Source organism: Phaeovulum sp., assembly GCF_030684035.1.
Lineage (GTDB): Bacteria > Pseudomonadota > Alphaproteobacteria > Rhodobacterales > Rhodobacteraceae > UBA6213.
Genome location: NZ_JAUXPI010000032.1, coordinates 1 through 9,891, shown reverse-complemented (window position 1 = coordinate 9,891; position 9,891 = coordinate 1). Strand labels below are relative to the sequence as shown.

The 9,891-nt window shown below is 62.8% G+C and carries 12 protein-coding genes and 1 pseudogene; 7 read left to right on the top strand and 6 right to left on the bottom strand.

The window, feature by feature from the left end:
* Positions 1-538: 538 nt before the first annotated feature.
* Together Q8J98_RS07575 and Q8J98_RS07570 are read right to left on the bottom strand one after the other, a co-directional pair.
* Complete coding sequence (locus tag Q8J98_RS07575; protein ID WP_305293824.1) at positions 539-1,402, bottom strand: class I SAM-dependent methyltransferase; 864 nt, start codon at positions 1,400-1,402, stop codon at positions 539-541.
* Between the two features lie 68 nt (positions 1,403-1,470).
* Positions 1,471-1,881: a cupin domain-containing protein gene (locus tag Q8J98_RS07570; RefSeq protein WP_305293823.1), complete on the bottom strand. Its 411-nt coding sequence runs from the start codon at positions 1,879-1,881 to the stop codon at positions 1,471-1,473.
* A 215-nt stretch (positions 1,882-2,096) separates the two neighbouring features.
* On the opposite strand from Q8J98_RS07570, the gene Q8J98_RS07565 reads away from it, so the two are divergent.
* Positions 2,097-2,990, top strand: coding sequence for a LysR family transcriptional regulator (locus Q8J98_RS07565; protein ID WP_305293822.1), 894 nt, complete (start codon positions 2,097-2,099; stop codon positions 2,988-2,990).
* A gap of 89 nt (positions 2,991-3,079) precedes the next feature.
* Here Q8J98_RS07565 and Q8J98_RS07560 read toward each other — a convergent pair whose 3' ends face one another.
* Both Q8J98_RS07560 and Q8J98_RS07555 read right to left on the bottom strand, forming a co-directional pair.
* On the bottom strand, positions 3,080-3,580 hold the full coding sequence (locus Q8J98_RS07560) for a DUF1772 domain-containing protein (protein WP_305293821.1): 501 nt from the start codon (positions 3,578-3,580) through the stop codon (positions 3,080-3,082).
* Positions 3,581-3,582: 2 nt separating this feature from the next.
* The gene (locus tag Q8J98_RS07555) at positions 3,583-4,071 is read right to left on the bottom strand and encodes an isoprenylcysteine carboxylmethyltransferase family protein (RefSeq protein WP_305293820.1); all 489 of its coding nucleotides are present in this window, start codon (positions 4,069-4,071) and stop codon (positions 3,583-3,585) included.
* Between the two features lie 94 nt (positions 4,072-4,165).
* Here Q8J98_RS07555 and Q8J98_RS07550 point away from each other — a divergent pair, with 94 nt between their 5' ends.
* The 4 genes from Q8J98_RS07550 (at position 4,166) to Q8J98_RS07535 (ending at position 6,789) form a co-directional block, all read left to right on the top strand.
* Positions 4,166-4,810, top strand: a complete 645-nt coding sequence (locus tag Q8J98_RS07550) for a TetR/AcrR family transcriptional regulator (protein ID WP_305293819.1) — start codon at positions 4,166-4,168, stop codon at positions 4,808-4,810.
* Positions 4,811-5,019: 209 nt separating this feature from the next.
* Positions 5,020-6,099 (top strand): PLP-dependent cysteine synthase family protein, encoded by a 1,080-nt coding sequence (locus tag Q8J98_RS07545; protein ID WP_305293818.1) that lies wholly within the window; start codon positions 5,020-5,022, stop codon positions 6,097-6,099.
* A gap of 107 nt (positions 6,100-6,206) precedes the next feature.
* Positions 6,207-6,491, top strand: a complete 285-nt coding sequence (locus Q8J98_RS07540; protein WP_305293817.1) for a DUF4242 domain-containing protein — start codon at positions 6,207-6,209, stop codon at positions 6,489-6,491.
* Positions 6,492-6,558: 67 nt separating this feature from the next.
* Positions 6,559-6,789, top strand: coding sequence for a hypothetical protein (locus Q8J98_RS07535; RefSeq protein WP_305293816.1), 231 nt, complete (start codon positions 6,559-6,561; stop codon positions 6,787-6,789).
* Here the strand turns inward: Q8J98_RS07535 and Q8J98_RS07530 are convergent.
* On the bottom strand, positions 6,777-8,351 hold the full coding sequence (locus Q8J98_RS07530; protein ID WP_305293815.1) for a winged helix-turn-helix domain-containing protein: 1,575 nt from the start codon (positions 8,349-8,351) through the stop codon (positions 6,777-6,779). The two genes, Q8J98_RS07535 and Q8J98_RS07530, sit on opposite strands and share 13 nt — an antisense overlap.
* A gap of 168 nt (positions 8,352-8,519) precedes the next feature.
* Between Q8J98_RS07530 and Q8J98_RS07525 the strand changes: the two genes are divergently transcribed.
* Positions 8,520-8,909: a DUF6632 domain-containing protein gene (locus tag Q8J98_RS07525; protein WP_305293814.1), complete on the top strand. Its 390-nt coding sequence runs from the start codon at positions 8,520-8,522 to the stop codon at positions 8,907-8,909.
* Between the two features lie 60 nt (positions 8,910-8,969).
* Positions 8,970-9,386, top strand: a pseudogene (locus tag Q8J98_RS07520) (transposase); the annotation flags it as partial.
* A gap of 392 nt (positions 9,387-9,778) precedes the next feature.
* Here the strand turns inward: Q8J98_RS07520 and Q8J98_RS14790 are convergent.
* On the bottom strand, positions 9,779-9,891 hold a 113-nt coding region (locus Q8J98_RS14790), incomplete at its 5' end, for a helix-turn-helix domain-containing protein (RefSeq protein WP_370868071.1).

The following is a 9,891-nucleotide window of genomic DNA, read 5'->3' as shown; positions in this document are numbered from 1 at the left end:
GCCAGACCTGGCTCAACGATGTCGCCGCATTGATGAACAACCGCCCGAGAAAGACACTGGGCTGGAGAACACCCGCCGAACCCATGGCCGACGAAATCGCGGCCTTCAGATCAACCGTTGCACTTGAAGTTGGAATCTAAGCAGTCAACAGCCTCAGAGAATTGCGGGGGGAAGAGAGACCAAAAGTCCTTTTTCGACCGTGAGCCAGTCACAAGCCAAGATGCCATAACCCTTGAAAACAACGAGAAATTCTGGCCCCAGCCGAGTCGGGAGAAACGTTTTACAAGGGCAAGTGGCGGAGGGGATGGGTCTGGGGTCAAACCTTCTCCACCTCGACGACATCCTAATCCCTTGTTTTCATTTCGAATCTAAAAGGGCTCCCGCTGGGACCTGAGAGACATTCAACGAGGATCTGCGGTTGCATCAACATGTCTTCGGCTTCAATTTGAGAACTGTCGAGCAAAGCTATTTCGGTCAAGGGCCGCCCGTTTCGACATGATGCTCTTCCGATCCGCGCTGGTCGCGCCAGCCCTGCCCATCACTTCCGCCCTGCGGTCAGAAGCAAGGTGTTCGGTCCGATCCAGCCGTCTTCCACCTGGTAGAAGTCGAGCTGCGCCGCGATGTCCGCCCAGGCCGCCGCGCGGGCGGCTTCATCCAGCGGTGCCAGGATCTGCAGGACGGGGCCGGCGGAGTCGCGGATGAACGTCAGATAGTCAGCGGTTCTGGGCAGTCTGAACGCCACCTCCATGCGAGTGGTAGCGATGGATCGAAAGCCCGCCCGCTGCATGAGGCCATCCATCAAGCCAGGTTTGCCAAGGCTGACCAGACCACCGGGCTGAAACGGATCGCGCGGTGCAAGCCCTGCATGCCGCATCGCCGTGGACATCAGGATGCGCAGGCACGGGTTCATGTCCGGCCCCGCAAAGACCATGCCGCAGAACCGCCCACCAGGTTTCAGGACACGATGGATCTCCTTCAGACCGGCAAGCGGATCGGGCAGGAACATCAGCCCCAGGCGACAGACGGCGGCATCGAAACTCGCATCTTCCAGCCCGAGGTCTTCGGCATCAGCGGGATGGGTGCGCACGTTGGCGTGCCCGGCCCGGGCAGCGTTGCCGAGTGCATGGGTCAAAATGCCTTCGGAGATGTCGGTCGCAACCACCGCACCCTCAGCCCCGACCCGCTCGGCGATGTCCAGCGTCTGATCGCCAGCCCCTGCGGCCACGTCCAGCACGGTCTGGCCCGCGCTTATCCCCGCCATCTTCAGCATCGCATCGGTGGGCACGCGCAGCCAGGCGCGGATCTCGGGACCGTGCCGGTCCCAGCCAGCCGCAGCGCTGTCCCACTGCACGCGCGTCGCCTGCTTGAACGCCGCCGTGTCCATTTTGCGTTCGGAAATCATCGAACTTGTCCTTCCATATCAGGAACGCACCACCTCGCGCGGTCAGCGCCAAGCGGGGCGTTCAACCTCTATTCCAGGGGAGAAAGGAAAGGTGCGCCTGCGGTGCTCACATAGAACACCACGACCTTTGTATCCCCCGTCGCCGCGCGGCTCAGGCCCGTCATGACGGTATTGGGCGGCTCGACCATGGCTTCACCGGCCCTGATCGTGATCGGTGCCATGCCTTCCATCTCGGCGGTGAATTCGCCTTCGATCACGTAGACCGTCACAGGAAAGCCGTGGGTATGCACGGGCGTCGTGTCTCCGGTGTGGAAAGTGGCCGTCATCACCCGGATCTCGCTTTCGCTACCCTGCGGCAGCCCCTGAACGAGCTGTTGCAGCACAAGGTTGGGCTTCACCACCGCCGCCTCATCCGCCAGCGAAGGGCCGCAGGTGGCCCCAAAGGCCGCAAGCGTTGCCCAAAGCATCAGCGATTTCATTGGTCTCTCCTTTCGATTGACGCAGCCGACGGCCGACGGCCTGGCGCATTAGCGCCAAGGTCTGTTGGTGTTCTGGCTGTTTGAAGTCTGGCCGGGCGGCGAACATTTTCGCCCTGGGGAAAGGATATGCTTGTTTTTTGCGCCAAGACAGCCGCAGAGTCGCGGAACGGGGCCGCAGACTTGCGGGGCCTATATTTGCCGGGTGCGGAGGGGCGATGTTCGACTGGAACGATCTGCGCTTTTTTCTGGCGGTCGCCAAAGAGGGCAGCACCCTTGCTGCGGCGAAGGTGCTGGGCGTCAATCAATCCACCGTGCAGCGCAGGCTGGCCGACCTTGAGGCGCAACTGGGCCAGCGCTTGGTGGAGCGGTTACCCTCGGGCTATCGCCTGACCGAGCTTGGCGTTGCCATCCTGCCCCAGGCACAAGCCGTTGCCGCCTCGGCGCAGGATTTTGAGCAGGCGCTGCGCGATCTGGGCCGTGCCCATGTCGGGATCATCCGCCTGACATGCCCAGAACCCGTCGCCTTTCGCCTGACCCAGTCGGGCATTCTGGACCGGTTCCACGCGAAACACCCTGGCCTCAAAGTCGAGTTCGTGCTCAGCGACCAATACGTCGATCTGGCCAAGGGTGAGGCGGATGTTGCGCTGCGCTCGGGCGATACCGATGACAACGTTCTGGTTGGCCGCAAGATCGCGGACTCGCTCTGGGCGATCTATGCCAGCCACCAGTATATAGAACGCCACGGCGCACCGGCGACGGTCGCCGATCTCGCCCGCCATCCACTGATCGCGTTCGAGGAAAGCATGAGCAAGCATCGCACCGTTTCGTGGTTCAAGGAGGTGGCCCCCGGTGCCACCTATGCTGCACGCAACACCAGCGTGTTGGGCCTGATCTATGCCACCAAGGCAGGTGTCGGGGTCGCGCCTCTGCCGATGTCGCTTGGCGATGCCGAGGCCGATCTTGTGCGGGTGATCGGTCCGGTTCCCGAATTGACCCGCGCCTGGCGCATCCTGACCCACCCCGACCAGCGTCACACCGCCCGCATCTCGGCCTTCTTCGACTTTGTCCTGAAGGAGAGCGAAGCCCTGCGCCCGATCCTGACGGGGTGATCCTTCCGTCGTCGCGCTTGAAGCCCTCGCGCGAACTCTCGCAGCCGACGATCAGCAGCAAAATGGAAGGGGCCGCCTCGGCTTCCTGATTAGCTGCGGTGCGTGAATATCGCGGCCATGAGCAGCAGTTCAGCGGCGATGCCTGCGGCCAAACGCGCCAGGTGCCAGTTCCACCAGGTGTCCCGGATCATCTGCCACCCGTCAGGCGGGACCGCCCCCCATGTCATGATGACGGCGTTGATCGGTTGATTGCCGAAGCGGGTGATCAGCCCCCCCGCTACCATTGCAACGGCGGCAGCGATGTAAAGCCGGAGTGATTGCGGCATTCCGCGCCCCAGCCAAGCTAACGCCACGACGGTCAATACGCAGACAAGCGCCATCGCGGGCAGCAATATATTGAGCCCGCGGACGGCCCCTTGATGCACCTCGACAAAGGTCGTCGGCGAAAAGGTCGCGGGATTGTAGCCGCGCCAGATTCCGAACATCGAACCGACTACGAGAGAAATCAGCAGCAGGCTGATGATCTGCAGGGCAGTCGTCACCCGCCCTTGGACGGGCCGGATGCTCACCAAGGACTGGGCTTGTGTCATGGTCAAATCCAGCGCCTGACGCGTTGGCAATAGCTGCTGTATGCCTCGCCAAATGTCGCCGTCATCTGCGCTTCCTCATAAGGAACGACCGCGCGCGCCAAGATGAGTAGCGGTGCCACTATTGTGAGCAGCGGCCACAGTGATCCAAAAAGCAGCGTGCCTCCCAGATAGGCAATGATCACCGATACATACATTGGATTACGCGATAGCCGGTAGGGTCCCGCAGCGAGAAGCACCGACGGTTCGGCGAATGGATTGAGCGTGGTGCGGCGAACAAGGAAGGTGCTCACCAATGACAGTGCGAGGATTACGCCGGCGGCAATGGTGAAACCACCGATGACACTCAGCGCCTCGGGAACCGGCGATAGGGCCGCCGGCCAGAACGCCTGAATCAACGCCCCGATTCCGAACGCGGCAACAAAATGCAGCGGTGGGGGTGCCATCAGCGGCGCGATTGGCCGCAACGCGATCGTCGATGATTGTGGCTTCATGTCGCGGGCTCCTTCGCTCTGAAGCGCCTACTTTACTGGGCAAGGTCGAATCGGTACAGTAACACTGTATTCACTCCAGTTAGCATGTAGCGAAATGACTGAATCTGTCAAGACCCCCAAGCGCGGATACCGCTCGGTTCGGCGCTCCGCCCAAGCGTCGGATACGCGCGCTGCCGTGCTGTCGGCAGCCCACGACCTTTTCATCCGCCAGGGTTGGCAAAAGGCCACGATCGCCGCCGTCGCCCGGCAGGCGGGCGTCTCCGTCGAGACGATCTATGTCGGGTTTGGCACTAAGCGCGCACTTCTGGAGGCCGTAGTCGCCGCAGCCATCCGCGGTCTCCAGCCGGGAACCCCTCTCATGGATCAGGCCGGACCGCGCGCGGTCCTGGAAGCGCCCGATCGACGCAGCCAGATCGCGCGCTTTGCCAAGGACATTGCCGAGGTCCTTCGGCCTGTCGCGCCACTGATGGCCGTGGTTCGCGCCGCAGCAGAATCGGAAGCGGCGTTGGAAGAACTCTATGTTGGACTGCATCGGGGCCGCACCCGCAATCTTGCGATGCTCGTCGACGCCATGCTGCGGCACGGGCCACTCAGAACCGATCGCGACACCGCCATTGCGAGCCTTGCCCGGCTGGCCAGTCCCGAGCTCTTCCTCGTCGTCACGAACGTGGAAGGACTTTCGCCAGCGCAATACACGACATGGTTGTCCGATGCGCTAATGGCATTGCTGCTGCCCTAAGTTCGCTCGACGGAACAAACACCTGCACCCCGCGCGGTCCAGTTGGAAGGCCGAGGCCCTGCCCAACAGGCAAAGATACGCCAAAAAAACAGGTGCCTGCACGAAATCTTCAGGAACCGGTCAAGCATCGCTGCGCCAAAGGTCTAGGTTGGAACCAGAATTGGCATTGCCTGACCGGTGCCAAGAAGACCAACAAGGGAGTGGATCCAATGGACATGCAGACGATACGCACAACGCGCGGCCGGGGGCGGCTTTACGACAGCATTCTTGACACGGTCGGCGACACGCCCTGCATCCGCATCAACAATCTGGCACCGGAGAATGTGCGCCTTTACGTCAAGGCCGAGTTCTTCAACCCTGCCGGATCGGTCAAGGACCGGCTGGCGCTGAACATCATCGAAGCGGCAGAGCGTGAGGGCAAACTCAAACCTGGCCAGACCGTGGTCGAGGCGACCAGCGGCAACACCGGCATCGGCCTGGCAATGGTCTGCGCGCAAAAGGGCTATCCGCTGGTTGTCACCATGGCCGACAGCTTTTCGGTGGAGCGCCGCCGCCTGATGCGGATATTCGGGGCCAAGGTGGTGCTGACGCCGCGCGCCGAAAAGGGCTTTGGCATGTATCGCAAGGCGGTGGAACTGGCCGAGGCCAATGGCTGGTTTCTGGCGCGCCAGTTCGAAACCGCGGCCAATGCCGCCATTCACGAAAGCACCACGGCGGCCGAGATCCTTGGCGATTTCGCGGGCGACCGGCTGGATTATTTCGTCACCGGCTTTGGCACCGGCGGCACCGTGGCCGGGGTCGCGCGCGCCTTGCGGCGCGATCGGCCCGAGACCCGGATCATCCTGTGTGAACCCGCGAATGCGCAACTGGTCGGCAGCGGTCTGGGCCAAAGCCGCGACGGCACCGGCGCACCCACCGCCACGCATGGGGCTTTCGAGCCGCATCCGATTCAGGGCTGGACGCCGGACTTCATCCCGCTGGTGCTGCAAGAATGCCTCGATGCCGGCAACTATGACGAACTGATCCCGGTCGCCGGTGCCGATGGCGTTGCCTGGGCCAAGAAGCTGGCGCAGAAGGAGGGCATCCTTACGGGCATTTCGGGCGGCGCAAGTTTCGCCGTCGCGATGCAGATCGCCAAAACCGCCGCCCCCGGCGCGGTCATCCTGTGCATTCTGCCCGATACCGGCGAGCGCTATCTGACCACGCCGCTGTTTGCCGACATCGCCGAAGATATGGACGCTGCCGAGATTGCAATTTCGCACTCTACTCCCTCTTGCCAGATGGGCTGAGGCCCGGACCGCGTCGATCTGGTCTGGCCAGATGCGCGGTTCCGAAGCGTTTCAAACCGTTTCGGGTGCCATCTCAGGGCCCCGGACAATCAGAAAGGGAGATCATCATGCAACTCTACATGATCCGGCGCACCAGCGCCTGGGCCGATCAGGCAGAACTTGAAGCGGCCGCCGCCAAATCGGCCCGAATTGGCAACGAAGAGATGCCAGACAGGGTGCGCTGGATCCGCTCCTATGTGATCAACGAGACGGACGGGCGGCTTGGTACCTGCTGCATTTACGAGGCGGTAGATGGCGAGGCGATCCGCGAGCATGCGCGCCGCGTGGGAATGCCGGGCGACGATTTCATGCCGATCGGGGCAACTGTCGTTGTTCGGCCCGATCCGGCCTGACGAAGCGGAAGCCGACCCAGTGGACTTTCGTCACAGGCGTGGACTCGTCACCAAAGGGGCGAACAGGATGAACTGGAATCCGGGCGGGATATCCGAGGCGGTGCTCAAGCAGCGCAATACCGAAATCATGCTGCGGATGCAGGAAACCGGCGTTGCGGCAGTATCGGACACCACCCTTCACGGGCACCACTGCCTGCGCGCCGCGATCAACAACCACCGCACGGTCCGCGATGATCTGGCGTTTCTCGCGGCCGAGGTGGTGCGGATCGGCACCCTGCTGGAGGCTCAGAACCCGTAAGGTGCCAACGCCCCGGCGACCCGGCTCAAGATCAGCGGATCGCGAAAGGCAAAGGAGGCGAAAAAGTGCTTCTGGCTGGCATCGGGCCGCCGCGCCTTCACGTCGGCGGCCCAGTAATGTGCCCTTTCGCGATTGCCCTCCAGCGCATGCCCGATCACCGCGATCATCGAGATCAGAAAATGCGCGCCCGGCGCACGGGCCGCCTTTTCGCCCCAGATCGCGGCATTGGCATAATCCCCCAGCATCATGTAGGCCAGTGACCGGGTGCCGAACATGCCGTAAACGAAGGGATCGAGCGGGCTGAGCGTAAAGGCGGTCTCGACCGATCCCAGCGAAGATGCCGCGCGACAGGCGATCATGTCGGAAAACGCGTGCGAGTAATGGCCATGCGCGTAGTTCGGGCTCAGCAGAATCGCCCGGTCGAGCCACTGGATGCTGCGATCCGGGTCACCTTGCAGCCAGAATGACCGCCCCATTGTGAAGTTTGCAAAGGGGTCCAGCGGATCCAGCTCGATGCTGCGTTCGGCAAAGCGCCGCGCCGCCAAAGCCGCCTGACCGGACCCCGCGTCATATTTCATGAAGGCAGACTGAAAGCTGGTGAACGAGAGGCCGGCATGGGCCCGCGCAAACCGGGGGTCCTGCGCGACTGCGGTCTCGAAATAGGCCGTGGCGCGGGCGTTGTCGGTGCGGGTGAAGCGGTACATGTGCTGCAACCCGAGGTGATAATTCGACCAGGCGTCAAGGTTTTCGGAAACGCCCAGCCGGGCAATCCGCGCCTCGTTCAGCGGAATGTAGACTTCAAGCGAAGAAACGACCCTGGTAACGATGTCGGCCCGAAGCGCGTGGATCGCGTCTGGACTGGCCACGAAGCAGTCGGCCCAGACCACCTCGCCGGTGCCGCTGTCGGACAATTCGACCGTTATCTCAAGGTTTTCTCCGCGCGCCCCGATCGTGCCTTCAAGCACATAGTGAACATGCAGCGCAGCACCGATGGCAACAATGTCCGGATCAGGCGTGCGAAAGCGAAACGCCGTGCCCCGCGCGATGACGCTTAGCCACCGCAACCGCGACAGCGCCTGGATAAGCTCGTGCGGGATGGCGTCGGCCAGTATGCCCGCCGTGGTCAGGGTGCCGAAATCGCGAAACGGCAGCACCACAATCGACGGTTTGGCGGGCGGAGCGGGTGCCACCGCGTCCGGTTCGATCAAGGCACCGGGTGCCGCGGCGGCCGCAACGCGGGCAGGTTCCCCCTGCTCGCGCACCTCGGCGATGAAGCGGAACCCCTGGCCGTGAACCGTACGGATCATCGCCTGGGTGCTGCCGTCATCGCCGATTGCCGCGCGCGCCGAACGGACCCTGCTGGAGATCGAGGCATCCGACACGATCCGCCCCTGCCAGATCTCGGTGACAATCTCGTCCTTCGAAACCATCCGGTCGCGGTTCCTGACCAGCAAATCAAGCAACCGGAACACCTGCGGTTCCAGTGGCGATGGTACGCCAGCCTCGCGAAGCTCGAACCGTTTCGGATCAAGCACGAAGTTTTCAAACAGATATTCCACCATTGGATACTGCCACAAAATCCGGTTTGCCTACAGATTTTCTACAGCTGCGCGTCAAGCATCGGGGCGGCACCTGCTCCAGACTGACCGACAGGAGGCAGCCGGGATCCTTTGTTTCATCCGCAACAGCGTGCCCGCGCTTGCGAAATCCGAAAGGGAAAGGCAACGAACATGAACGCGCAAACCAAACTGATGCTGCTGAAACTGGCGCTCGCCGCTTTCGGTGCAATCTTCCTGGTGATCTACCCGCTGGGTCTGATCTGGCCGTCCGGGTGGGTCTGGCACGGCGGATTGGGGGTCTACTACCTGCAAATGATCGCTGTCATCTATGCCGTCCTCGGCGTCTTTCTGATCATGGCGTCGCGCGATCCGGGCGCGCACCGCAGTCTGATCTGGTTCACCGTATGGTCCAGCGCCGCCCATGGCGCGGTCATGGCGGTGCAGGCAATCACCGACAGCCATGAAACGGGCCACCTGCTGGGCGACGTTCCGGCGCTGTTCCTGGTGGCGATCGTGCTGGGCTACCTCAACAGCCAGGTTGCAATGGCACCGGCAGAGTAAGAAGCAGGCGGCCGCGTCGTGTCCGTCGCGGTCATCATCGCCGTGGGCGTCAAATCCGATGGCCGCCGCGTGGTGTCGGCCTTCATTGCGACGGCCTTCGCCCAAGACACCACCGAGACCGCCAGCAGCCGGTGGCGCACTGTGGCCGATCAGATCAGGCCGAGGGTGCCGACGAAGCTGGCGACGATCAGGGATGACGCGGAACCCGACGTGCTGGCCTACATGACCTTCCCCAAGGAGCACCGCGCCAAGCTGCATTCCACCGACCCGATCGAGCGTCTAAACGGTGAGATCAAACGACGCACCGAGGTCGTCGGCATCTTCCCCAACGATGCCGCTATCGTTCGCTTGGTCGGTGCCTTGCTGCTGGAACAAAACGACGAATGGGCAGTCCAGCGCGCCCGATAGATGACGCTGGAAACCATGGTGCCTTTGAGCGATGATCCCCTCATCAGCCTTCCCGTCGTGGCCCGCTGATCAGGCAGGCCCGCGCCCGAAATGGCTGCGATCTCCATGGCCAGCTACACCACGCCGTCGGACACGATCACTTTCTCCGTTCAACGCCCAAGTCCCGGCGGTTTCTCGACAGCCTGACGTTGTGTGAAGCAGCATCCGGTAAAGCCGCATCAGTTCACCGGTGCCGCGGGTCATCCGCCCGGTAGCAGGGATACCGCGCAAGGAGGACGGCACCCCTGACCGCAGTGCCTGCGCCGATTTCATCCTGTCGGTCGCGACGGGCTGACCGCGCAAAATGCACCTAGGCTCGCCGTGCGCACGGCGCGGTGGAGGGCACGTTTCCTGCCTCGCTCGGGGTGTTGGCGGCGAACGAGGGCGGCAATGCGGCAATGGCCGGGGTGGTCGCGACCCGGTCAGGCGTTGCCCAGCCCATATCGCCGCAACTTGTCCCAGAGCGTCTTGCGCGATACCCCCAGAAGCGCGGCTGCATCCTGCAGAACGCCGTTTGCCTCTTCAAGCGCGCGCA

Bases quoted from the DNA above. Each gene is read 5' to 3' on its own strand.
- Q8J98_RS07540 (WP_305293817.1), top strand. From the start codon at position 6,207: ATGCAACTCTACATGATCCGGCGCACCAGCGCCTGGGCCGATCAGGCA.
- Q8J98_RS07550 (WP_305293819.1), top strand. From the start codon at position 4,166: ATGACTGAATCTGTCAAGACCCCCAAGCGCGGATACCGCTCGGTTCGG.
- Q8J98_RS07570 (WP_305293823.1), bottom strand. From the start codon at position 1,881: ATGAAATCGCTGATGCTTTGGGCAACGCTTGCGGCCTTTGGGGCCACC.
- Q8J98_RS07525 (WP_305293814.1), top strand. From the start codon at position 8,520: ATGAACGCGCAAACCAAACTGATGCTGCTGAAACTGGCGCTCGCCGCT.
- Q8J98_RS07555 (WP_305293820.1), bottom strand. From the start codon at position 4,071: ATGAAGCCACAATCATCGACGATCGCGTTGCGGCCAATCGCGCCGCTG.
- Q8J98_RS07530 (WP_305293815.1), bottom strand. From the start codon at position 8,351: ATGGTGGAATATCTGTTTGAAAACTTCGTGCTTGATCCGAAACGGTTC.
- Q8J98_RS07545 (WP_305293818.1), top strand. From the start codon at position 5,020: ATGGACATGCAGACGATACGCACAACGCGCGGCCGGGGGCGGCTTTAC.
- Q8J98_RS07575 (WP_305293824.1), bottom strand. From the start codon at position 1,402: ATGATTTCCGAACGCAAAATGGACACGGCGGCGTTCAAGCAGGCGACG.
- Q8J98_RS07535 (WP_305293816.1), top strand. From the start codon at position 6,559: ATGAACTGGAATCCGGGCGGGATATCCGAGGCGGTGCTCAAGCAGCGC.
- Q8J98_RS07565 (WP_305293822.1), top strand. From the start codon at position 2,097: ATGTTCGACTGGAACGATCTGCGCTTTTTTCTGGCGGTCGCCAAAGAG.
- Q8J98_RS07560 (WP_305293821.1), bottom strand. From the start codon at position 3,580: ATGACACAAGCCCAGTCCTTGGTGAGCATCCGGCCCGTCCAAGGGCGG.